Raw genomic sequence first — 21,697 nt, forward strand, 5'->3', positions numbered from 1 at the left:
TCAACGCGCCGCGGGCTCCGGGGTGTTCCCGCCCCGGCGGGCCGGTTCAGTCCGGCAACGGGGTCAGCAGCATCCGCCCCGCGAACCCCACGGCCGCGTCCAGCCGTTCGGTGAACTCCTCGGCGACGTCGCCGCAGTGCCGCAGCGCCCACAGCGCCCGGGCCGCCGCCCAGGTCGCCTCACGGGCCCGCTCCAGGCTCCAGGAGCCCAGCAGATGGGTGAGCGGATCGGCGATCTGCAGCAGGTCGGGGCCCGGCATCAGTTCCTCGCGGACGCGCTCCTCCAGCGCGGTGAGGAGGTTGCCCACCCGGTCGAACTCGTCCTCCAGGTCGGCGGGTTCGCAGCCGAGCGCCCGGCACGTGTCCACCACGGCCAGCGCCAGGTCGTGTCCGATGTGCGCGTTGATGCCGGCCAGCGCGAACTGCAGCGGCCGCACCCCCGGATGGCGGCGCAGCTGGAACAGCGGCCGCCAGCAGGCGGGCGGACGGCGGTCCGCGGCCGCCGCGTCGACCGCGGCCAGGTACCGCTCGGCGAACCGCACGTCCAGCGCCGCCGCCGCGCGCGGGTCCGTGAACTCCCCGGCGTGCAGGCGCCGGCCGACCTCCTCGGTCACGGCGAGGTAGACGCGGTTGAACACGGCGATCCCGTCCCGCTCGGGCAGCTCCGCGCCCAGGGCGCGCATCCGGGAGACGACCGCGTCGACGGGGGCGGTGAGGTGTTCCGACTGCGCCATGGGGGAAGCGTCCCAGCCCCGCCCCGCCCGGGGCCCCCACCGCCCCGGCACTTCGCCGGAACGGGGGAACGCCACGGGACGCGCGGACGGAGCGGCGCCGCGCCGGCCCGCACCGGCCCGCGGAGGCCCCCCGGCGGCCCGGGCGACCGGCGTCCCCGGCGCCGGGGGCGTGAACCGGGGCGCCGGTGCTCGCCTAGGAGCGCGCGCGGGGTTCCTCCGTGTCGTAGGAGGACGTGCCCTCGTCCAGCAGGGGCCGCTGCTGCTTCAGGTGGGCCGGGGCGAAGGCGCGCAGCGCGTGGTAGCCGGTGATGACGACCAGCGTGCCGAGGGCGATCCCGCTCAGGGAGAAGGTGTCGGTGAACTTCATGGTGACGTTGCCGACGCCGATGATGATGCCCGCGGCGGCCGGCACCAGGTTCAGCGGGTTGCGCAGGTCCACCTCGGCGTTGAGCCAGATCTGGGCGCCGAGCAGGCCGATCATGCCGTACAGGATGACGGTGATGCCGCCGAGGACCGCGCCGGGGACGGCCGCGACGACGGCGCCGAACTTCGGGCAGACGCCGAAGAGCAGCGCGAAGCCGGCGGCCGCCCAGTACGCGGCGGTCGAGTAGACGCGGGTCGCGGCCATCACGCCGATGTTCTCGGAGTAGGTGGTGGTGGGCGGACCGCCCACCGCGGTCGACAGCACGGAGCCGACGCCGTCCGCCGCGATCGCCGTGCCGAGCCGGTCGTCCAGCGGGTCTCCGGTCATCTCGCCGACCGCCTTGACGTGTCCCGCGTTCTCGGCGACCAGGGCGATGACGACCGGCAGCGCGACCAGGACCGCGGACCACTGGAAGGACGGCCCGTGGAGGGACGGCAGACCGATCCAGTCGGCCTTCGACACACCGGACAGGTCGAGGCGCCAGTGGTCGGTGACCTTGCCGCCGGGGCTCATGGAGTGGATCTTGCCGAAGATCCGGTCGAAGGCCCAGGAGATGCCGTACCCGAAGGCCAGGCCGAGGAAGATCGCGATCCGGGACCAGAAGCCGCGCAGGCCGACCACGGCCAGCCCGGTGAACAGCATGACCAGCAGCGCCGTCCACTGGTCCTGCGGCCAGTAGGTGGAGGCGGTCACCGGGGCCAGGTTGAAGCCGATCAGCATGACGACCGCGCCCGTGACGATCGGCGGCATGGCCGCGTGGATGATCCGCGCGCCGAAGCGCTGCACGGCGAGTCCCACCAGGAACAGCGCGGCGCCGACGACCAGCACCGCGCCGGTCACCGTCGCGCTCGAACCGCCCTGGGCCCGGATGACGGCGGCCACGCCCACGAACGACAGGGAGCAGCCGAGGTAGCTCGGCACCCGGCCCCGGGTGGCGAGCAGGAAGATCATGGTCGCCACGCCCGACATCATGATCGCCAGGTTGGGGTCCAGACCCATGAGCACGGGTGCCACGAAGGACGCGCCGAACATCGCGACCACGTGCTGGGCGCCCAGGCCCACGGTACGGGGCCAGGAGAGCCGTTCGTCGGGGCGTACCACCGCTCCGGGCGCGGGCGTGCGCCCATCACCGTGCAGCTTCCAGCGCACGCCGAGGTCCATGGTGGGGTTTCGCTTTCTCCAGTACGTGAGGACGGTCCGGACCATTGTCACGGGTGGCCGAGGAGGCCGCGCCCACCCGGGGGGTCCTGAGCGGTCGCTGGAGCGGCTCGGCACGACCGGCCTCACTACGGCTTCCGGCTCTGCTCGGCCGACGGCGCCCAGACCTACGCCCGCGGCACCCGCGTGCCGGTCCGGCTGGACGCGGCGGCCGTGCGCCCGGCGCCGTGGAGCGAGACCTTCAGGAACGCGGGCCGGGAACTGCCGCGGCCCGCGCGCTGACCTGCTCGCGGCCACCGCGTTCGGCGGTGCGCAGCACCCCCGCGAACACCGTGAGCCCGCACGCCAGCACCGTGACCACGCAGAACGACACCACCAGGCTGGTCGCCTGCGCCACCCCGCCGATCAGGCTCGGCGCGATCAGCCCCGAGGTGTAGGTGATGGTCGCCACGCCCGCGATGGCCTGGCTCGGACGGGGTCCGGCGTGCCCGGCCGCCGCGAAGCACAGCGGCACGACCACCGCGATGCCGAGGCCCATCAGCGCGAACCCGCCCATCGCCACGGCCGGGTGCCCGGCGAGGACGATCAACAGCCCGCCCAGCCCGGCCAGGGCTCCGCCGGAGCGGACCGTGCGGACCGCGCCGAACCGGTTCACCACCGCGTCCCCGGCCACCCGGGCCACGGCCATGGTCAGCATGAACCCGGTGGTGGAGGCCGCCGCCAGGCCGGCCGAGGTGCCCATCCGGTCCCGCAGGAACACCGCCGACCAGTCCAGGCTCGCGCCCTCCGCGAACACCGCGCAGAAGCCGACCGCGCCGATCAGCACCGCCGAGCGGGGCGGCAGGGCGAACCGCGGGGGTGGCTCCTCGTCCTCGGCGGGCTGCACGTCCAGCACCCAGGTGCAGGCCAGCATGCCGAGCAGGGTGAGGGCCGCCGCGGCGAGGACGTGGTGCAGGCGGGCGTCGGAGCCGAGGTGCGCCGCGAGCGTGCCCGCCGCCGAGCCGACGAGCGCGCCCGCGCTCCACATGCCGTGCAGACCGGACATGATCGACTTCTCCAGCCGCCGCTCGATCTCGACCCCCAGCGCGTTCATCGCGACGTCGGCCATGCCGGAGGCGGCGCCGAAGGCGAACATCGCCAGGCACAGGGTGTACAGGTTCGGCGCGAGGGACGGCAGGACCAGCGACAGCGTCCACAGCGCGAGCAGCCCGCGCAGGGCCGTACGGCTGCCGAACCGGTGACTGATCCGGCCCGCCAGCGGCATCGCGCACGCCGCGCCGAACGCCGTGAAGGCCAGTGCGAGACCCAGCTGGCCCGCGCTCAGCGAGGCGTGGTCCTGGATCCACGGCACCCGCGTCGCGAACGAACCGGTCACGGCGCCGTGCACGGCGAAGACGGCCGCCACGGCGTACCGGGCGCGCCTCACCTCGTCGTGCGGATGCCCCATGTCCCTCATGTCCCCACCCCTCCGGTGTTCCCGACCCATTCGGACGCCATGCGGCGTAAACTATCAGGGTCCCTGCCTGATAGATAGCGTGCCGCGCGTCCCGTGCGGTGGCCGGTCCGGCGATCTGGGAGGATTCCCGCCATGCCCGCATCACCGAGCACCGCCCGGGCCATCAACGACCGCCTCGCCCTGCGGCTGCTGCAGCAGGAAGGCCCGCTGACGGCGGGACAGCTGAAGCGGCTGACGGGACTGTCCCGGCCGACCGTGGCCGACCTCGTCGAGCGGCTCTCGGCCGCCGGACTGATCACGGTGGTCGGCGAGTCCGGCGAGCAGCGCCGGGGCCCCAACGCCCGCCTCTACGGCCTCGTGGCCGGCCGCGCCCACCTCGCCGCCCTCGACGTCCGCACCGAGGGGGTCTTCGTGCTCGTCTCCGACCTCGTCGGGCGGGTGCTCGCCGAGACGTCCGTGCCGATCGGCGGGGACGCCGGGACCGGGCCCGCCCTGGAGCAGGCGGTGGCCGCCGTGGAGCGCACGGTCAAGGAGGCCGGGGCCGACCGCCTGCACACCGTGGGCATCGGCGCTCCGGGCCTCGTCGACCCGGCCACCGGGGACCTGCGCGACTCCGCCGGGCTGCCCGCCTGGCACCGCAGCCTCGCCGCCGCCCTGCACGTACGGCTGCCCGGCGCCCGCGTCACCGTCGAGAACGAGACCAACCTGGCCGCCCTGGCCGAGCAGCGCGAGGGCGCCGCCCGCGACCGGGACACCTTCGTCCTGCTCTGGCTCGGCCACGGCGTCGGCGCCGCGGTCGTCCTGGACGGCGCCCTGCGCCGCGGCGCCTCCGGCGGCACCGGTGAGATCGGCTTCCTGCCCGTCCCCGGAACGGGATCCCTGCCCTCGGCGACCGACTGCGACGGGGGGTTCCACTCGCTGACCGGGGCCGCGGCGCTCGCGTCCCTGGCGCGGGAGTGCGGCCTGCCGGCGCCGGAGGGGGCGGACGGCTCGGCCGCCGCGGCGGTGGTGCGCCGGGCCGTGGCCGAGGTGGCGGCGGACGGCGCGCCTGGCGGGGCGGCCGGCGGGACGGGGGGCGCGGTCGCGCACGACGCCGCGGCGGCCCGTGCGCCCCGGGCGTCCGGCGGCGCTGGCGGCTCTCCCGCGCACCGCTTCCTCGCCGCCCTGGCCGACCGCGTCGCCGTCGGCGCCGCCTCCGTCGTCGCCGTGCTGGACCCCGGATGCGTGGTGCTCGGCGGGGAGGTGGGCCAGGCCGGGGGAGCGCTGCTCGCCGGGTGGGTGGAGGACCGGTTGCGGGGCATGTCCCCCCTGCGCACCGAGGTACGGCCGAGCAGCCTGGGCGGCGCCGCCGTGCTGCGCGGTGCGCTGCTCACCGCCCGGGACCGGGCGCAGGACGACCTGTTCACCCCACCGGAGCGCCAGAGCCCGTGACGGCGGCCGCGCGCACGCGGGCGCGGAGGCAAAGGCGCGGGAATGCGGGTGGGCGCGCCGGCGGGCGCACGGCAATGCGGGCGCGCGTCGCGTCGGCCCGCGCCGCGCGGCCCGGCACGGCGGGGGAGCGCGACCGGTGCGACCCGGTGGGACGGCACGCTGTACGGCGCAGGCCTGGTCCCGGCGGTCGGGTCCTGCAGGTGGCGGGCCCGGCGGCGGGCAAGGGCCGTCGTCACCGCCGCCGGGCCCGCCCGCACCCTAAAAGGACTAGACCAGTCCGGTCAATGGTCCGGACCGATGTCAACCCCCTGCGGACCGCCGCCCGTTGGGCGCCCGAGTGCGCGGCGCGCCGCAGGGGACACGCAGTGTGAGCGAGCCCACACTCCTCACCCTCTTGGGTGAGCACCGGCCGTGGCACACTGGCCCTGTACCAGAAGCAGCGCACTCCGGGGTCGGTGAAAGTCCGAACCGGCGGTTACAGTCCGCGACCCGGTCGCTTCCAGCGGCCGGTTGACCAGGTGAAATTCCTGGACCGACGGTTAAAGTCCGGATGGGAGGCAGTGCGCGGCGGGCGGGCATGCGTTCCGTGTGCGCGCCGCCGTACCGGGACACGTCCGCCTGCGGACGCCCCCTGTGCCGGCGACGCCCCCGGTCTGTGCGCCCACCCGTGACTCTGTCGTCATCGACAGGCCCCGGAGTCCGTGCCCGAAGAGGCAGGAGGACCCGGGAAGTGTTCACCGGAATCGTCGAAGAGCTGGGTGAGGTCACCGCCGTCGAGCACCTCGGCGACGCCTCCCGCTTCAGGCTCCGCGGCCCCGTCGTGACCGAGGGCGCACGCCACGGCGACTCCATCGCCGTGAACGGGGTCTGTCTCACCGTCGTCGAGCACGAGGGCGACGAGTTCACCGCCGACGTCATGGCCGAGACCCTGAACCGCTCCAGCCTCGGGGCGCTCACCGTGGGATCGCGGGTCAACCTGGAGCGTCCCACCGCCGTCGGCGCACGCCTCGGCGGGCACATCGTGCAGGGGCACGTGGACGGCACCGGCGAGATCCTGGAGCGCAAGCCCTCCGACAACTGGGAGCTCGTGAAGATCTCCCTGCCCGCCGGCCTCTCCCGGTACGTCGTGGAGAAGGGCTCCATCACCGTCGACGGCATCAGCCTCACCGTCGTGGACGCCGGCCCCGACCACTTCACCGTCAGCCTCATCCCGACCACCCTCGCCCTGACCACGCTCGGCGTGAAGCAGCCCGGCGACCCGGTCAACCTCGAGGTGGACGTCATCGCCAAGTACGTGGAGCGGCTGCTCGCGGCCGGGCAGGGGGCCGGCCGGTGAACTGGATGAACTCCGAGGCGTTCACCCTCTTCGGCCAGCACATCATCTGGTCGGACATGGTCGGCAACATCCTCGGCCTGATCACCCTCGCCCTCGGCTGGCGCCGCTCGCTGTGGACCTGGCCGGTGCAGTTCCTCTCCGGCCTCGTCCTCTTCGCCGCCTTCTACGGCCACCTGACCGGCAGCGCCGGCAAGCAGGCCGTCGTCATGGCGGTCGCGCTCTACGGCTGGTGGCAGTGGCAGCGCAGCAGGGACCGGGCCGGCGACGGCCACATCGCACCCCGGTTCGCCACCTGGCGCGAACGCGCGGCCATGGTCGCCGCGGCGGCCGCAGGCACGGTCGCCGTCGCCCTGCTCTTCACCGCCCACCCGAGCCTGTCCTGGGACCCCTGGCCCGACGCCTACATCTTCGTCGGCACCGTCGTGGCGATGTACGCGCAGGCCAAGGGCATGGTCGAGTTCTGGTTCGCCTGGCTGCTCGTCGACCTCGTCGGCGTGCCCCTCAACTTCGCCAACGGCTACGCCTTCTCCGGCTTCGTCTACGTCATCTACGGCGCACTCGTCCTGTGGGGCATGCGCGACTGGTGGCTGCGCTCCCGCAGGGACGCGCGGCCCGTCCTGGAAGGAGCGCCGGCATGACCTCGGCACCGGTCCTCTACGGCACGGAGGACATCGAGAGTTCTGGGCTCGACCCGGTCGAGCAGGCCGTCGCCGACATCGCGGCCGGCCGTCCGGTGGTCGTCGTCGACGACGAGGACCGGGAGAACGAGGGCGACCTCGTCGTCGCCGCCGAGAAGGCGACCCCCGAGATCGTCGCGTTCATGATGAGCGAGTGCCGGGGCCTGATCTGCGCCCCCATGGAGGGCGCGGAACTGGACCGGCTGCGGCTGCCGCAGATGGTCGAGGACAACACCGAGTCGATGAGGACCGCGTTCACCGTCTCCGTCGACGCCTCCGCCGCGCACGGTGTGACCACCGGCATCTCGGCCGCCGACCGCGCCACCACCCTGCAGCTGCTGGCGAGCGGCACCGCCGGACCCGCCGACCTGGTGCGCCCCGGCCATGTCTTCCCGCTGCGCGCCAGGCCCGGCGGCGTCCTGACCCGCAACGGCCACACCGAGGCCGCCGTCGACCTCGCCCGGCTCGCCGGCCTGCGCCCGGCCGGCGCCATCGTGGAGATCGCCGGCGAGGACGGCCGCATGCTCCGGCTGCCCGAGCTGATCCCCTTCGCCCGCAAGCACGGCCTGACGATCATCTCCATCGAGGACCTGATCGCCTACCGGCGCTCCACCGAGCTCCCGGCGCCGCTCGACCGGGAGGCGCCCCCCGGCGGGCCCGCCGTCCGCCGCGAGGCCGAGACCCACCTGCCCACCAGGCACGGCGCCTTCCGGGCGTACGGCTACCGCTCGGCCGCCGACGGCGTCGAGCACGTCGCCCTCGTCCACGGCGAGATCGGCGACGGCGAGGACGTCCTGGTCCGCGTCCACTCCGAGTGCCTCACCGGCGACGTCTTCGGCTCCCTGCGCTGCGACTGCGGTCCCCAGCTGGACACCGCCCTGGAGCGCATCCACGGCCGCGGCCGGGGCGTCGTCGTCTACCTGCGCGGACACGAGGGACGCGGCATCGGCCTGCTGTCGAAGCTGCGGGCGTACGCACTGCAGGAGCAGGGCCACGACACCCTCGACGCCAACCTCGAACTCGGCCTGCCCGCGGACGCCCGCGACTACGGCGCCGGCGCGCAGATCCTCGCCGACCTCGGTGTGCGCAGCGTCCGGCTGATGACCAACAACCCCGACAAGACCGACGCGCTGCTGCGGCACGGCCTGAGGGTCACCGGCCGCGAGCCGATGCCCGTCCAGGCCGGCGAGCACAACCTCCGCTACCTGCGCACCAAGCGGGACCGGATGGGGCACGACCTGCCCTGGCTCGACACGCCCGCCGTGTCGGGCACCTGCGGAAACCAGTAAGCAAGAAGGCACTGAGGAGAGACGTGAGCGGCAAGGGTGCACCGGAGCTGTCCGTACGCAACGTGAGCGACCTGCGGGTCGCCGTCATCGCGGCGCAGTGGCACGAGAAGGTGATGGACGGCCTGGTGAACGGCGCCCTGCGCGCCCTGCACGAACTGGGCATCGACGAGCCGACCCTGATCCGGGTCCCCGGCAGCTTCGAACTGCCGGTCGCCGCCAAGGCGCTCGCCGGCCGCGGCTACGACGCCGTGGTCGCCCTCGGCGTCGTCGTCCGGGGCGGCACGCCCCACTTCGACTACGTGTGCCAGGGCGTCACCCAGGGCCTCACCCAGGTCTCCGTCGAGACCGGCGTCCCCGTCGGCTTCGGCGTGCTCACCTGCGACACCGAGGAGCAGGCCCTGGACCGGGCCGGGCTGGAGGGCTCCCGCGAGGACAAGGGCCACGAGGCGGTGACGGCGGCGGTCTCGACCGCGGCCACCCTCCGCTCGGTGTCCGAACCCTGGCACTGAGGAGTGCCGCACACCGCGTAGGGTGGGCCTCACCATGTCCAAGAAGACGTTCGAGGAGCTCTTCACCGAGCTCCAGCACAAGGCCGCGCACGGCGATCCCGCCACCTCCCGCACCGCCGAGCTGGTCGGCAAGGGCGTCCATGCCATCGGCAAGAAGGTCGTCGAGGAGGCCGCCGAGGTGTGGATGGCCGCCGAGTACGAGGGCAAGGAGGCGGCCGCCGAGGAGATCTCGCAGCTGCTGTACCACGTCCAGGTGATGATGGTCGCCCGCGGGATCTCCCTGGACGACGTCTACGCCCACCTGTAAGCCCACCCGTAGCCAGCCCGTAGAGAACGAGAGAAGGAAGCCGACCTCATGCTGCGCATCGCCGTCCCCAACAAGGGTTCACTGTCCGGCCCTGCGGCGGAGATGCTGCATGAGGCCGGCTACCAGCAGCGCCGCGAGTCCAAGGAGCTGCGCATCGTCGACCCGGAGAACGAGGTCGAGTTCTTCTACCTCCGCCCGCGCGACATCGCGATCTACGTCTCCTCCGGCCGCCTCGACATCGGCATCACCGGCCGCGACCTGCTGATCGACTCCGGCGCCGGCGCCGAGGAGATCCTGCCGCTGGGCTTCGCCCGCTCCACCTTCCGCTTCGCCGCCCGCCCCGGCACCGCCGACGGCCTGCAGGACCTCCAGGGCCGCACCATCGCCACCTCCTACGAGGGCATCGTCGCCAAGCACCTCGCCGACAACGGCATCGACGCCTCCGTCGTCCACCTGGACGGCGCCGTCGAGACCGCGATCGAGCTGGGCGTCGCCGAGGTGATCGCCGACGTCGTGGAGACCGGCACCAGCCTGCGCAACGCGGGCCTGGAGGTCTTCGGCGAGCCGATCATGACGTCCGAGGCGATCGTCGTCCGCCGCACCGGCGCAGACGCCGAGGAGCCCAAGGTCCAGCAGTTCCTGCGCCGCCTCCAGGGCGTCCTGGTCGCCAGGACGTACGTGATGATGGACTACGACTGCCGGGTCGAGCAGCTGGAGAAGGCCGTCGCGCTGACCCCCGGCCTGGAGTCCCCGACCGTCTCCCCGCTGCACAACGAGGGCTGGGTCGCCGTCCGCGCCATGGTCCCCGCCAAGGAGGCGCAGCGCATCATGGACGACCTGTACGCCATCGGCGCCCGCGCGATCCTGACCACGGCCATCCACGCCTGCCGCCTGTAGAGGGGTGCGCCGACCGATGCCCGACCCGACCCCCCTTCCCGACCTCCCCGTCACCTTCCGCCCCGGCCGCACCCGGGTCATCCTGCTCACCGCCGGCGCCGTGATCTTCCTGGTGATCTCCGGGATCGCGTTCCTGCTGGACCTGGGCCCGGGGGAGCGGCTCAGCTTCGTCGTCACCGGAGCGCTCATCTTCTGGGTGCTCACCCGGTTCGCCCGGGTGAAGGTGGTCGCCGACGAGTCCGGCGTCACCGTCGTCAACATCGCCGGCGAGCGGCGCCTGGCCTGGGCGGAGATCCTCCGGGTGAACCTCCGGACGGGCGATCCCTGGGTGTTCCTGGACCTCAGCGACGGCACCAGCCTGCCCGCGCTCGGCATCCAGCCGGGCATCGCCCGGCAGCAGGCCGTCGCCGACGCGCAGGCCCTCCGCGCCCTCGCCGAGGCGCGCGCGACGGCCCGGGACGGCGACGGGGGCTGACCCGGGGGCAGCGCCGGCCGCGGGGTGCTCCGGGACCGCTCGGGGGACCCCGCCGGGGACGCCTCGGGGCACGCTCGGGGACCGCTCCGGGTGCTCCGCCCTGCCGCGTCGGCCCAGATCTTGATTAATCTGGTGGCGGAGGCCCTTCTCCTGCGCCTCCGCCCCTGCGTGCCGCCCGGTGCACAGGGGTTCCTGCTACCCGAGGAGTGACTCCCTCCGGCGATGGACGGATCGTCCTGCAGTACCTGCGCCGCCCCGACCCGACACGACGGGAAGGCGGTGGCAGCGTGACCATCCCCCTGCTGCTCCTGGGAGCGGCATTCCTGCTGATTCTCGCCAACGGCTTCTTCGTGGCGGCCGAATTCGGCCTGGTGACGGTCGAACGCCCGGACGCCGAGCAGGCCGCCGCCGAAGGCGACCGACGCGCCCGCACGGTGGTCGAGTCGCTGAAGGAGCTGTCCTTCCAGCTCTCCGGCACCCAGCTCGGCATCACCATCACCTCCCTGGTCGTCGGCATGCTCGCCGAACCGGCCCTGGCCGAACTGCTGCACGGTCCGTTCGCCGCGCTCGGCGTCCCCGAGGGCGCCGCCTCCGGTGTCGCCGTGGTCGTCGGCATGCTGCTCGCCTCCGCGATCCAGATGGTGATCGGCGAACTCGTGCCCAAGAACTGGGCGGTGTCCCGGCCGATGCAGGTCGCGCGCTTCGTGGCCGGCCCCCAGCACCACTTCTCCCGCCTCTTCCGTCCGGTGATCTCCGGGCTGAACACGGTCGCCAACCGGCTCGTCCGCGCCCTCGGCGTCGAACCCGCCGAGGAGCTGGCCTCCGCGCGCACCCCGGGCGAGCTGGTGTCCCTGGCCCGGCACTCCGCCCGTGCCGGGGCCCTGGAGCAGGACACGGCCGACCTGTTCGTGCGCACCCTCTCCCTGGGCGAGCTGACCGCGCAGCACGTCATGACCCCCCGGGTGAAGGTCAGCGCCCTGCAGGACTCGGCCACCGCCGAGGACGTCGTCAACCTCACCCGCGCCACCGGCCTGTCCCGCTTCCCCGTCTACCGGGAGAAGATCGACGAGGTCGTCGGCATGGCCCACCTCAAGGACGCCCTCGCCGTCCCCGCGCAGGACCGTCTGCGCACCCCCGTCGGCCGTATCGCCCGCAAGGCCCTCCTCGTCCCGGAGACCCTGCCCGTGCGGCCCCTCCTCGCCCGGCTGCGCAGCGAACAGCCCATCGCCGTCGTGGTCGACGAGTACGGCGGCACGGCGGGCGTGGTCACCCTGGAGGACATCGTCGAGGAACTCGTGGGCGAGGTCCGCGACGAGCACGACGCCAAGGACGTGCCCGAGCTGGCGCCCGCCCCCGCGGAGGACGGCAGACCCGCCTGGGACGTCGACGGCAGCTGCCGCGTAGACGTCCTGCAGCGCATCGGCCTCGACGTGCCCGAGGGACCGTACGAGACCGTCGCCGGCCTGGTCGCCGACCTGCTCGGCCGCATCCCGGCCCCGGGCGACCGGGCGGAGCTGCCCGGCTGGCGGCTCGCCGTCCGCCAGGTCGGCCACTACCGCGCCGAACGGGTCCGCCTGGTCCGGACGGCCCCGGCGGCCGAGGCGACGGAGGCCGCCCGATGAGCGTCCTGCAGTTGCTCTTCGCCGCGCTGCTCGTGCTGGCCAACGGGTTCTTCGTCGGCGCCGAGTTCGCGCTCGTCTCCGTCCGCCGCAGCCAGATCGAACCGCTCGGCACGGCCCGCGCCCGCCAGGTGTTGTACGGGCTGGAACGGCTGCCCCAGATGATGGCCGCCGCCCAGTTCGGCATCACCGTCTGCTCCCTGACGCTCGGCGCGGTCGCCGAGCCGACGGTGGCGCACCTGCTGGAGCCGGTGTTCGCGTGGGTGCGCCTCCCGCACGGCATGATCCACCCGCTGGGCTACGTCATCGCCCTGGCCGCGGTGGTCTTCTTCCACCTCGTCATCGGCGAGATGGTCCCGAAGAACCTCGCCATGGCCGCCCCGGAGAAGGCCGCGCTGTGGCTCGGCCCCGGCCTGGTGTACTTCGCCCGCCTCTGCCGGCCGATCACCGTGTCCCTGGGCGCCTGCGCCCAGGGCATCCTGCGGCTGTTCCGGGTCGAGCCGAAGGACGAGGTGGAGGCGGTCGTCACCACCGAGCAGCTCAACCGCCTGCTGGAGGACTCCGGCCAGGCCGGCCTGCTCGACCCCGAGGAGCAGGAGCGCCTGGAGGACGCCCTGGAGCTGGGCTCCCGCCCGGTGACGGACGTCCTGCTGCGCCGGGAGTCCCTGGTCACGGTGACCCCGTCGGTCACCCCGGGGGACATCGTCGACCTCACGGCCCGCACGGGTTACTCCCGCTTCCCGGTCGCGGCGGCCGAGAAGGGCCCGTTCATGGGGTACGTGCACGTGAAGGACGTCCTCGACCTGGAGGAGTCCGACCGTGCCGTCCCGCAGCACGTGTGGCGCCCGATGGCCACGCTCCGCGCCGAGCTGCCGCTCGACGACGCCCTCACGGTGATGCGCCGCGCGGCCACGCACCTGGCCCAGGTGGCGGACGCCTCCGGCAGGGTGCTGGGCCTGGTGGCCCTGGAGGACGTCCTGGAGCTCCTGGTGGGGGAGGTGCGGGATCCGGCGCACCGGCAGTCCCCCGACGCGCGGCCGGCCGAGCCGAGGGTGAGCGGGGAGCCGGAGGGGGCGCTGGCCACGTAGATCGGCGCCGCCGGCGGGGCACCGCGCGAGCGAGCCCCCGCCGGCGGCCCGGCGCGGCCGCCGCACCGCCTACAGGCCCGGCGGATCCTGCGGCCCCCGCCCCGACAGCACCTCCCCGTACGCCTGCATCAGATCCGGCAGCCGCAGGGTCGCCAGGTCCTCCCGGCGCAGCGCCCCGGCGTACGTCGACAGCCGCAGGTCCCGGTACGCACAGCTCTTCTCGTACAGGGTCCGCAGGAAGCGCCCGTTGCCCAGCTCGTCGATCCACCCCTGCTCGACCACGTGCCCGGCGATCGACCGCAGCTCCTCCAGGGCCTCCTCGTCCCACAGGTCCCCGTTCTCCGCGGCCAGCACCTTGCCGATCTCGGTGAGTTCCCCGGGCCGGTAGGAGGGGAAGTCGACGCGGGTGGTGAAGCGGGAGGAGAGCCCCGGGTTGGCGGCGAGCAGGCGGTCCATGCCCTCCGGGTAGCCGGCCAGGATCACCACCAGGTGGTCCCGGTTGTCCTCGGCCCGCTTCAGCAGCACCTGCAGCGCCTCGTCCCCGTACGCGTCCCCCTTGCCGTACCCGGAGTTGGACAGCGCGTACGCCTCGTCCACGAACAGCACCCCGCCGATCGCGGAGTCGATCAGCTCGTTGGCCTTCACGGCCGTCTGCCCGAGGTACTCGCCGACCAGATCGGCCCGCTGGGCCTCCACGAGGTGGTCGCCGCCGAGCAGCCCCAGCGCGTAGAAGACCCGTCCGAGGATCCGCGCCACCGTGGTCTTGCCCGTCCCCGACGGCCCGGAGAAGACGAAGTGCCGTTTGGGCGGCTGCACCGGCAGCCCCTGCCCGGCCCGCAACCGCGCCATGTTCAACTGCGCCGACAACGCCTTCACCTGGCGTTTCACCGGTTCGAGCCCCACCATGCGCTCGAGTTCGGCGAGCGCCTGCTCCAGGAGCGCGGGGTCGGTCGGCCCGGCCGGGACCAGCGACGAGGACACCCCGGTCTTCAGCCGCACCACGGGCTCGCCCAGCGACGGCAGCGGGCCCGTCGGCAGGTCGGGCTCCGGCAGCCGCAGGTCCCGGCCCTCCGTACCGAACAGGGAGTCGAACCCGTCCGGCCCGTCCGCCGTGTCCTGCCCCGCGCCGGCCAGGGTGACCGCGGCGAGGCCGGCCGCGTCGTCGTACCCGTCGCCCTCGGCGATCGCGGCGAGCCGGGCCGAGGTGTCCATGAAGGCGGGGTCCACCCGGTGCACCGCCCGGTACAGCGGCAGCGCCGCGGCACTGCGGCCGGTGCCCTCATGGGCGCGCGCCAGCCAGTACCGCAGCTCCTTGCGCTGCGGCTGCTCGCTGCGGCAGCGCATCAGGGCGGTCGCCAGCAGCGGCTCGGCCTGGCCGTACATCTCCAGCCGGACCCGGGCCATGCCGCCGAACAGGCCGGCCTCGATGCCGAGCAGGGGATCGTCCAGCAGCGGGTCGGTGTGCCTCACGAGCTGCTCCCAGTCCTTGACCAGATAGGCGCGGCAGGCGTGCAGGAAGCGGACCTGGGCGTCGGTGTCGACCGGGGGCAGTCCGGCCAGGGCCCGGTCCAGCTCGGGCACGTGCCGGCCGTCCAGCCAGTGGGAGGCGTGCGCGAGCAGCAGGTCGCGCGGGCTCTCCAGCACCGGCTGCACCCACCAGCCGAGCCAGTACCAGGAGTTGAGGGCACGGCGGTGCCGGGCGCGCTGTTCCCCGAAGCGGTCCCGGTGCCGGAACATCCGCAGCAGCGCGGTGGTCGTGTCGACCCGGAGGGCGTGCAGCCCGAGCCAGGCGTCGGCCATGCCCGGGTCCATCCGCACCGCGGCGCGGAACTCCTCCTCCGCCTGCGGATAGGAGCCCATCGTGTAGGCGTCCACGCCCCGCAGCCAGGCGAGGTCGGCCGGGGCCTCGGGGCCCCGCGTGCCGAAGTCCATCACGTCCCCCCCACAGACCGTGCCCCGTGCTTCGCCGCCGGACGGTCGCCCGACGGCCGCCGCGGTCGAACCGCTGTGCCGCGGACCGGAGTTGCAGGTGCGCGAGGCAGGCTCGACGGTCGCACCAGGGGCATCGTACCCGCGCGGGGAGCACGGGCCGTAGGGGGCCGCACGGGGCGTCGGGCGAGGTGGGAGCGGACGGGGCGCACGCCAGTTCGTGACCGAGGGTGAGCGGATCGGTGCGCGAGACGGGCCGGGAAGGGGGGACCGCGGGCAGAACGAAGCCCCCGGTCACGGGGGAACAACCGGGGGCTTCGCGTCGGCCGGCGGCTCCGAAAGCCGCACATTGAGAACGTAAGACCTGTACGGCTCCCGGGTCAAGCACAGTTGGGGCACGGGAGGAAAGTTGGCTCGCAAGCGCTCCGGCGCGGCTTCCCGCGCCTTCACCGCAATGCGGACGATCCGTCACTGTGCGTCATGCCGTGGTCCGCTCCGGCGGCCTGCGCCGGTCCCGGCACCACCTCATACCCCTCCCGTCGCTGCAGCACCAGCAGATCGGCATGGGGGCGTGAGGGGTCGGCGGCGAAGTGCGCGCGCTCCGCCGGAACCCAGCCGTCCCAGAACGCGCGCTGCTCGGCGCCGTCCCGCAGCCGGCCGCGCGCCCAGGCGTCCGCCGCGGGCAGCTCCATCCACAGCAGCCGCGCCAGATGCGGCCGCAGCGCCCGGCGGCCGGCGCCGACGCCCTCGACCAGCACCACGGGCGCGGGCGGCAGCGGCCGCGGGGCGCCGAAGGTGCGGGCCCGCCAGTCGTAGGGGGTGTAGTGCGCGCTCTCGCCGCGGGCGAGGGGTTTGATCACCTGGGTCAGGAGCCGGTCGGTCCAGTCGAAGAGCTGCTCGTGGCTGGCGATGTCGTCGAGGTGCAGCACCGGGGCCCCGCCCAGCGCGTGGGCGAGCCGGCCGGCGAAGGTGGACTTCCCGGAGCCGGCGTGCCCGTCGACGCCGATCAGCCGGACCGGCCCCAGGGACGGGGGGAGCCCGCGCAGCCGGGCGGCGAGGTCGTGAATGGCGATTCCCGGGGGTGGTGAGGCGGGTCGGTTTTCCGTGAAACAGTCTAGGGCGGCCTCCGGGGCGGAGCGCCCGGGGCCCCCGGCGCCCGCCGGAAAACGTCACGTCTTGAACCATCGGCTGGCGGCCAGTCAATGGCGCCGATAAACAGCCCGAATTAACTGACCGATATGTCGAATTCGGCGTTCCGGGTGTGCCCGGCGCTGAGTAAGGTGCCTCCTGCGCACGGTGATGCAGGACGGGACTGGCAGGGGGACATGGCCGCGGAGTTATTCGAAGGGCACTATGTATGGCACCCGGCGGCCGACGACCGCGTCCTGGCGAGCGTATGCGTCGATGTGCGGGCCGGCCGTTACCGCCATGCGTACGAGGCCCTCGCGGAGACGCGTTCCGACTTCGCCCTGCGCGCCCACCGTTCGCTGGTGCTCGCGTCCGAGGCGGCCGGCACCGACCTGGTCGAGCGCTGGCTGGCCGAGGAGCCGACGCCCGAAGCGGCGCTGATGTGGGCGCGGGTCGCGGTGCAGCGGGCCCTGCGGGCCGCCGACGCGCGCGACGACCGCGCCGAGGCGCTGGAGCGGATCGCCCTGACCGCGTGCGACCGGGCCGCCGCCGCGGCGCCCGGGGATCCCACCCCCTGGGTCGCCCGGCTCGCCATGGCCCGGCTGCACCGGCTGCGCGAACCGGCCCCGCAGGGCCTGCTCACCGCACCCCCGGGTCCCTGGCGGCTGTTCGGGCACATCCTGTCCCTGGACCCGTGGAACCGGGAGGCCCACCACCGCTTCCTGTCCTTCTTCTTCACGCGGCACGGCGGCTCGGTCAACGCGGCCTGGGACGTGGCCGCCTTCCTCAGCCAGCGGGCGCCCGCCGACTCCGCCCTCCGGCTGCTGCCCCTGGTGGCCCTGGTGGAGAGCTACAACCCCACCCAACTGCTCGCCGACCGGGTCTGGGAACAGCCCCAGTGGCGCTCCACCGCGCTGGCGATCTACCACAACTGGCTGCCGACGGTGGCCGGTTACCGGTTCACCCCGGTGCTCGACCTGGCCTACCTCGCGCACGCCCTGGTCATGGCCCAGTGCGAGTTCGAGGCCCGGGCGGTGTTCACCGCGATGGGCCCGTACGCCTCACGCATGCCGTGGAGCGCCTTCGGCGACCCCGCCGAGCAGCTCTCCCGGGCGCGCCGTTCCTGCGGCCTGCCCGTCCCGGCGCCCGCCTGACCGCTCGCCCCCGCTCCCCCTGTTCCCCATCGAGACCCCCCATCGAGAGAAAGGCCGATCTGTGTCGGAACGGATGTCGACCCCCCGGCCGCGCGCCCGCGCGGCGGACTCCGTCGTGCTCGACGACGACGCGACCCTGCACGCGATGGGTTATCCGCGCAGTCTCACCCGGCGCTTCCAGGCGTTCGACAATTTCGCCATCTCCTTCACCATCATCAATATCCTCTCGGGCATCTTCTCGTCCTTCGGATTCGGTATGCACGCGGGCGGCCCCCGCATTCTGGTGTTCGGCTGGATCGGTGTGTCCGTCATGGTGCTGCTCATCGGCGCGGCGATGGCGGAAGTCGCCTCCGCCTATCCGACGAGCGGCGCCCTTTATTTCTCGGCCGGCAAACTCGCCAAGCGGCACAAAGGCGCCTGGTCCTGGTTCACGGGCTGGCTCAACTTCGTGGGCCAGATCGGCGGCACCGCCGCCACCGGCTATGCGGCCGCCACCTTCATCCAGGTCTTCGTGCAGCTGCAGTGGCCCTCCTACCAGCCGACGGCGCACCAGACGGTCCTGATCACCGCCCTCGTCATCGTGCTGCAGGGGCTCGCCAACACCTTCACGGTCCAGCTCGTCGCCGTGCTGAACCGCATTTCCGTGTGGTGGCTGCTGATCGGACTCGTCGTGATCGTGGGCGCACTCATAGTGATGCCCGACCGGCATCAGCCGGCGTCCTTCGTGACGCATTTCGAGAACAGCACCGGTTTCACGAACGGCCTTTACGGCGGCATGCTCGGTCTGCTGGTCACCAGCTGGACCTTCACCGGCTTCGACGGCAGCTTCCACATGTCCGAGGAAACGGTCCGCGCGACGGTCAGCGCGCCCAAGGGGATCACCCGGGCCATCGGCTATTCGGCGATCGCCGGCCTGGCCCTGATGCTGGCACTGGTCTACAGCATCGGCGACTACGACAAGGTCGCGGGGGCGGCCGCGCCGCCCGTCCAGATCCTCATCGACGGACTCGGCCTGGCCACCGCCAAGGTCATGCTCCTCATCGTCATCGGCGCGATGCTCTTCTGCGGACTCGCCAACCTCACCAGCAACACCCGCCAGATCTTCGCCTTCTCCCGGGACGGCGCGATGCCCGGCTCCCGCTGGTGGCACTCGGTCTCGCTGCGCACCCGCACCCCGGTGAAGGCGGTCTGGCTCGCGGTGGCCTGTTCACTGGCCCTGGTGGTGCCGGGCTGGTGGTCGCACACGGCGTTCACCGCCATCGTCAGCGTCAATGTGGTCGGGCTCTTCCTCGCCTACGCCGTGCCCATCTTCCTGCGGCTGCGGCTCGGCGACGCCTTCCAGCCCGGGCCCTGGCACCTGGGCCGCTGGGGCCGGCCGATCGGCTGGCTCGCGGTGGTGTGGATCCTGCTCAGCAGCCTGCTGTTCATGCTGCCGCAGGCCTCGCCCATCACGGTCGACTCCTTCAACTACGCGCCCATCGCGCTGGCCGTCGTCCTGCTGGTGGCCACGGTCTGGTGGTTCGCCACCGCCCGCCGCCGCTTCCAGGGCCCGGTCAGCTACGGCCGTCCGGACGAGGTGGCCGCGATGGACCTGGTCTGAGCCCGCCCCGACCGCACGGCCCCGGCACGCGGCATCCCGTCCCGGCCGCACGGCCCCGGCGCGCGGCGTCCCGCCCCGGCCGCACGGCCCCGGCGCACGGCGTCCCGCCCGCGCCGGGGCCGTCCCGCGCCCGCCGCCGCGGCCCCTTTCGGCGGTGCAGACCAATATTGGCGGCGCGGCATGCGCGCAAGTGCTGGCCGGGGGGTCCGGCCTGCTCCATAGTTGGCGCACCACCGTGCACCGGACCCGCCCGACTCGGACACCCCCGGGGGAACGCGCCCATGAGCAGAACCCGACAGCCCTCCCGCAGGACCGTCCTGGCCGCCGCCGTCGCCGCCGCCGTGACCGGCGCGGCAGGCCCCGCGGCCGCCGCCGGGGGGCCCGCCGCCGGCGCCTCCGGCCGGGCCCCGGCCCGCCCCGTCGACCACCACTCCTGGACCACGTACCGCGACTGGCGGTCCGGCACCGCCGAGGGCACCCGGGCGGTCGCCGGCCGGAGCCCCGGTCTGGTGATCGAAACGCCCGCCGGCCGCACCGACTACACGGATCCGCACACCGGCACGACCGCGCCCTGGGAGTACGCGGTCTGGACCTCCCCGGTGCACCGCCTGACCGTGCCCGCCACCGAGGCCGTGGTCTCGTGGAACGCCCACACCCCCGACGGCACCTGGCTCCAGGCCGAACTGCGGGGCACGTACTCCGACGGCGCCGAGACGCCGTGGTACGTGATGGGCCGCTGGGCGGCCGGCGACCGGGACATCAAGCGGACCTCCGTGGACGGCCAGGCCGACGGCCGAAGCACCGTCTGGACCGACACCCTCGCCCTCGACGACGCGAGCACCGGCCTGCGCCTGGTCTCGTACCGGCTGCGCCTCACCCTGTACCGCAGGCCGGGCACCCCTCTCACCCCGACCGTCCGGCGGCTCGGCGCGATGGGCTCCGACGTCCCCGACCGCTTCACCGTCCCCGCCTCCGTCCCGGGCCTCGCCCGGGAACTGGCCGTCCCGCGCTACTCCCAGGAGATCCACACGGGGCAGTACCCGGAGTACGACAACGGCGGCGAGGCCTGGTGCAGCCCCACCTCCTCGCAGATGGTGATCGAGTACTGGGGCGGCCGGCTCACCCGGGAGCAGCTGTCCTGGGTCGACCCGTCCTACGCCGACCCGCAGGTGTGCCACGCGGCCCGCTCGACCTACGACCACCAGTACCGGGGCTGCGGCAACTGGCCCTTCAACGCCGCCTACGCGGCCACCTTCGACGGCCTGCAGGGCGTGGTCACCCGGCTCGCCTCCCTCACGGACCTGGAGACGCTGATCGCGGCCGGCATCCCGGCCATCACGTCCCAGTCCTTCCTGAAGACCGAGCTGACCGGCGCGGGGTACGGCACCTCAGGGCACCTGATGACGGTGATCGGCTTCACGGCGGACGGCGACGTCGTCGCCAACGACCCCGCCTCACCGAGCGACGAGGCGGTACGGCGGGTGTACCTGCGCCGGGAGTTCGAAAATGTCTGGCTGCGCACCAAGCGGTACAACGCCTCCGGCAAGGTCGTCTCCGGCACGGGGGGAGTCTGCTACCTCTACTTCCCGGCCCACCCCACCCCCCGGCAGCGCGAAGCCCTCGCGGCGGTGGGCGTGCGCTGAGGGGTGTGACCAAGCTCATCGCCGCGAACACCGGATCGGGTGGCAAGGTGGACGGACGCACGGGGGAGTCCCCCCGTGCGTCCGACCCCTGCATCTGCGAGCGACATCATGACCGCACACTCGGCCACCGTCACCCGTGCCCTCACCGGCGGCCCCGAGGACGACGGCCCGGACCTCGTCGAACACGTCATGGGCTGGGTCCTCGTCGTGGTGCTCGCGATGCTGGTGACCCGGCTCGGCCTGCTCTGACCCGGCGCTCATGGGCCGGGCATGTTCGGACACACTGCGGACGTCCCGCGGACACACTGCGGACGTCCCGTCGGCCGCCCGGAACAGGACCGACCTTGACCATGCCCCGGCAGAGCGCCGTCACCCCGGTGCGCGGCGCCGCGCGTTCCGTGGCGCGTCGCACCGGACTCATCGCCATCGGGCGTGAGCCGCGCTCGGAGCGGAAGTAGCAGGAGACCAGCCCCGTGGCGACCCCGGCCCGGCGGGCGACGTCGTCCATGGACAGCGCACGGGCCGCCCACCGCGCCATCGCCGGCGGCGGCGTCGGCTTCGACGCCGAGGTGCCCGCGATCCGCGGCGGCGTGCGCGAGGCGGTCGTCGCCGAGCTGTCCCGCGACACCCTGGGCGAGCTGCTGGTCAGGACGCTCGGCGGGGCGCTGCGCGCCATCGGGCAGCTGGAGCCCGCCCGTCCGGCCCCCGCTCCCGCCGGCAGGGGCGGCTGACCCCGGCACGGGAGAGGAGCGCGCGCAGGCTCCTGGTCCCCCGCCCCCGCTGTCCCGCCCGCGAGGAGCTGGGGCACGTCTCTCCTCCGGGTGGGGCACGCCGCTGACGCCGG

The 21,697-nt window shown here is 73.7% G+C and carries 19 protein-coding genes, 2 pseudogenes and 1 riboswitch; of the genes and pseudogenes, 16 read left to right on the forward strand and 5 right to left on the reverse strand.

The annotated features are described in order from the left end of the window. Window positions 1–46 precede the first annotated feature (46 nt). Together ABZ261_RS10605 and ABZ261_RS10610 are read right to left on the reverse strand one after the other, a co-directional pair. Window positions 47–733, reverse strand: a complete 687-nt coding sequence (locus tag ABZ261_RS10605; RefSeq protein ID WP_356857469.1) for a DUF5995 family protein — start codon at window positions 731–733, stop codon at window positions 47–49. 193 nt (window positions 734–926) lie between these two features. Then, window positions 927–2,318, reverse strand: a complete 1,392-nt coding sequence (locus ABZ261_RS10610; protein ID WP_356857471.1) for a solute carrier family 23 protein — start codon at window positions 2,316–2,318, stop codon at window positions 927–929. Window positions 2,319–2,415: 97 nt separating this feature from the next. On the opposite strand from ABZ261_RS10610, the pseudogene ABZ261_RS10615 reads away from it, so the two are divergent. Further along, window positions 2,416–2,597: pseudogene (locus ABZ261_RS10615) on the forward strand (acyl-CoA thioesterase); the annotation flags it as partial. Here ABZ261_RS10615 and ABZ261_RS10620 read toward each other — a convergent pair. Further along, window positions 2,557–3,762, reverse strand: coding sequence for an MFS transporter (locus tag ABZ261_RS10620; RefSeq protein WP_356857571.1), 1,206 nt, complete (start codon window positions 3,760–3,762; stop codon window positions 2,557–2,559). The pseudogene ABZ261_RS10615 and the gene ABZ261_RS10620 sit on opposite strands and share 41 nt — an antisense overlap. 141 nt (window positions 3,763–3,903) lie before the next feature. Here ABZ261_RS10620 and ABZ261_RS10625 point away from each other — a divergent pair, with 141 nt between their 5' ends. The 10 genes from ABZ261_RS10625 (at window position 3,904) to ABZ261_RS10670 (ending at window position 13,399) form a co-directional block, all read left to right on the forward strand. Further along, window positions 3,904–5,202, forward strand: coding sequence for an ROK family transcriptional regulator (locus ABZ261_RS10625; RefSeq protein ID WP_356857473.1), 1,299 nt, complete (start codon window positions 3,904–3,906; stop codon window positions 5,200–5,202). A 437-nt stretch (window positions 5,203–5,639) separates the two neighbouring features. Continuing rightward, window positions 5,640–5,770, forward strand: a riboswitch (FMN riboswitch). Window positions 5,771–5,932: 162 nt separating this feature from the next. Continuing rightward, window positions 5,933–6,538 carry a riboflavin synthase gene (locus tag ABZ261_RS10630; protein WP_356857475.1) on the forward strand — a complete coding sequence of 202 codons (606 nt, stop codon included), beginning with the start codon at window positions 5,933–5,935 and terminating at the stop codon, window positions 6,536–6,538. Then, window positions 6,535–7,176, forward strand: a complete 642-nt coding sequence (locus tag ABZ261_RS10635) for a nicotinamide mononucleotide transporter family protein (RefSeq protein ID WP_356857477.1) — start codon at window positions 6,535–6,537, stop codon at window positions 7,174–7,176. The genes ABZ261_RS10630 and ABZ261_RS10635 overlap by 4 nt, the downstream gene beginning before the upstream one ends. Next, entirely contained in the window at window positions 7,173–8,504 is a 1,332-nt protein-coding gene (locus ABZ261_RS10640; RefSeq protein WP_356857479.1) for a bifunctional 3,4-dihydroxy-2-butanone-4-phosphate synthase/GTP cyclohydrolase II, read from the forward strand. Before ABZ261_RS10635 ends, ABZ261_RS10640 begins: the two co-directional genes overlap by 4 nt. A 23-nt stretch (window positions 8,505–8,527) precedes the next feature. Next, the gene (gene ribH, locus ABZ261_RS10645) at window positions 8,528–9,013 is read left to right on the forward strand and encodes a 6,7-dimethyl-8-ribityllumazine synthase (RefSeq protein WP_356857481.1); all 486 of its coding nucleotides are present in this window, start codon (window positions 8,528–8,530) and stop codon (window positions 9,011–9,013) included. A 34-nt stretch (window positions 9,014–9,047) separates the two neighbouring features. Continuing rightward, the gene (locus ABZ261_RS10650; RefSeq protein ID WP_007491392.1) at window positions 9,048–9,320 is read left to right on the forward strand and encodes a phosphoribosyl-ATP diphosphatase; all 273 of its coding nucleotides are present in this window, start codon (window positions 9,048–9,050) and stop codon (window positions 9,318–9,320) included. A 48-nt stretch (window positions 9,321–9,368) separates the two neighbouring features. After that, the gene (hisG, locus tag ABZ261_RS10655; protein ID WP_356857483.1) at window positions 9,369–10,217 is read left to right on the forward strand and encodes an ATP phosphoribosyltransferase; all 849 of its coding nucleotides are present in this window, start codon (window positions 9,369–9,371) and stop codon (window positions 10,215–10,217) included. A gap of 16 nt (window positions 10,218–10,233) precedes the next feature. Further along, entirely contained in the window at window positions 10,234–10,692 is a 459-nt protein-coding gene (locus tag ABZ261_RS10660; RefSeq protein ID WP_356857485.1) for a PH domain-containing protein, read from the forward strand. Between the two features lie 287 nt (window positions 10,693–10,979). Next, window positions 10,980–12,314 (forward strand): hemolysin family protein, encoded by a 1,335-nt coding sequence (locus tag ABZ261_RS10665; protein WP_356857487.1) that lies wholly within the window; start codon window positions 10,980–10,982, stop codon window positions 12,312–12,314. Further along, the gene (locus ABZ261_RS10670; RefSeq protein WP_356857489.1) at window positions 12,311–13,399 is read left to right on the forward strand and encodes a hemolysin family protein; all 1,089 of its coding nucleotides are present in this window, start codon (window positions 12,311–12,313) and stop codon (window positions 13,397–13,399) included. Before ABZ261_RS10665 ends, ABZ261_RS10670 begins: the two co-directional genes overlap by 4 nt. 69 nt (window positions 13,400–13,468) lie before the next feature. Here ABZ261_RS10670 and ABZ261_RS10675 read toward each other — a convergent pair whose 3' ends face one another. Together ABZ261_RS10675 and ABZ261_RS10680 are read right to left on the reverse strand one after the other, a co-directional pair. After that, the gene (locus ABZ261_RS10675; RefSeq protein WP_356857491.1) at window positions 13,469–15,331 is read right to left on the reverse strand and encodes an AAA family ATPase; all 1,863 of its coding nucleotides are present in this window, start codon (window positions 15,329–15,331) and stop codon (window positions 13,469–13,471) included. A gap of 443 nt (window positions 15,332–15,774) precedes the next feature. After that, window positions 15,775–16,395, reverse strand: a complete 621-nt coding sequence (locus ABZ261_RS10680; RefSeq protein ID WP_356857573.1) for a hypothetical protein — start codon at window positions 16,393–16,395, stop codon at window positions 15,775–15,777. A gap of 258 nt (window positions 16,396–16,653) precedes the next feature. Here ABZ261_RS10680 and ABZ261_RS10685 point away from each other — a divergent pair, with 258 nt between their 5' ends. From ABZ261_RS10685 to ABZ261_RS10705, 5 genes and pseudogenes are all read left to right on the forward strand, one after another. Continuing rightward, window positions 16,654–17,610 carry a hypothetical protein gene (locus ABZ261_RS10685; protein WP_356857493.1) on the forward strand — a complete coding sequence of 319 codons (957 nt, stop codon included), beginning with the start codon at window positions 16,654–16,656 and terminating at the stop codon, window positions 17,608–17,610. Between the two features lie 61 nt (window positions 17,611–17,671). Next, entirely contained in the window at window positions 17,672–19,210 is a 1,539-nt protein-coding gene (locus ABZ261_RS10690) for an amino acid permease (RefSeq protein ID WP_356857495.1), read from the forward strand. 281 nt (window positions 19,211–19,491) lie between these two features. Further along, window positions 19,492–20,853 (forward strand): peptidase C39 family protein, encoded by a 1,362-nt coding sequence (locus ABZ261_RS10695; RefSeq protein WP_356857497.1) that lies wholly within the window; start codon window positions 19,492–19,494, stop codon window positions 20,851–20,853. Window positions 20,854–20,961: 108 nt separating this feature from the next. Then, window positions 20,962–21,102 (forward strand): SCO1431 family membrane protein, encoded by a 141-nt coding sequence (locus ABZ261_RS10700; RefSeq protein WP_356857499.1) that lies wholly within the window; start codon window positions 20,962–20,964, stop codon window positions 21,100–21,102. Between the two features lie 269 nt (window positions 21,103–21,371). Then, window positions 21,372–21,584 (forward strand): annotated as a pseudogene (locus ABZ261_RS10705) (TetR family transcriptional regulator); the annotation flags it as partial. Window positions 21,585–21,697: the final 113 nt, after the last annotated feature.

The sequence above is a fragment of the Streptomyces sp. NPDC006193 genome (assembly GCF_040613915.1).
Taxonomy (GTDB): domain Bacteria; phylum Actinomycetota; class Actinomycetes; order Streptomycetales; family Streptomycetaceae; genus Streptomyces.

What these genes read in the sequence shown, in the direction of transcription:
- ABZ261_RS10620 (WP_356857571.1), bottom strand. Translation starts at nt 3,762, where the DNA reads ATGGGGCATCCGCACGACGAGGTGAGGCGCGCCCGGTACGCCGTGGCG.
- ABZ261_RS10675 (WP_356857491.1), bottom strand. Translation starts at nt 15,331, where the DNA reads ATGGACTTCGGCACGCGGGGCCCCGAGGCCCCGGCCGACCTCGCCTGG.
- ABZ261_RS10650 (WP_007491392.1), top strand. Translation starts at nt 9,048, where the DNA reads ATGTCCAAGAAGACGTTCGAGGAGCTCTTCACCGAGCTCCAGCACAAG.
- ABZ261_RS10640 (WP_356857479.1), top strand. Translation starts at nt 7,173, where the DNA reads ATGACCTCGGCACCGGTCCTCTACGGCACGGAGGACATCGAGAGTTCT.
- ABZ261_RS10670 (WP_356857489.1), top strand. Translation starts at nt 12,311, where the DNA reads ATGAGCGTCCTGCAGTTGCTCTTCGCCGCGCTGCTCGTGCTGGCCAAC.
- ABZ261_RS10660 (WP_356857485.1), top strand. Translation starts at nt 10,234, where the DNA reads ATGCCCGACCCGACCCCCCTTCCCGACCTCCCCGTCACCTTCCGCCCC.
- ABZ261_RS10685 (WP_356857493.1), top strand. Translation starts at nt 16,654, where the DNA reads ATGGCCGCGGAGTTATTCGAAGGGCACTATGTATGGCACCCGGCGGCC.
- hisG (WP_356857483.1), top strand. Translation starts at nt 9,369, where the DNA reads ATGCTGCGCATCGCCGTCCCCAACAAGGGTTCACTGTCCGGCCCTGCG.
- ABZ261_RS10610 (WP_356857471.1), bottom strand. Translation starts at nt 2,318, where the DNA reads ATGGACCTCGGCGTGCGCTGGAAGCTGCACGGTGATGGGCGCACGCCC.
- ABZ261_RS10695 (WP_356857497.1), top strand. Translation starts at nt 19,492, where the DNA reads ATGAGCAGAACCCGACAGCCCTCCCGCAGGACCGTCCTGGCCGCCGCC.
- ABZ261_RS10605 (WP_356857469.1), bottom strand. Translation starts at nt 733, where the DNA reads ATGGCGCAGTCGGAACACCTCACCGCCCCCGTCGACGCGGTCGTCTCC.
- ABZ261_RS10700 (WP_356857499.1), top strand. Translation starts at nt 20,962, where the DNA reads ATGACCGCACACTCGGCCACCGTCACCCGTGCCCTCACCGGCGGCCCC.
- ABZ261_RS10625 (WP_356857473.1), top strand. Translation starts at nt 3,904, where the DNA reads ATGCCCGCATCACCGAGCACCGCCCGGGCCATCAACGACCGCCTCGCC.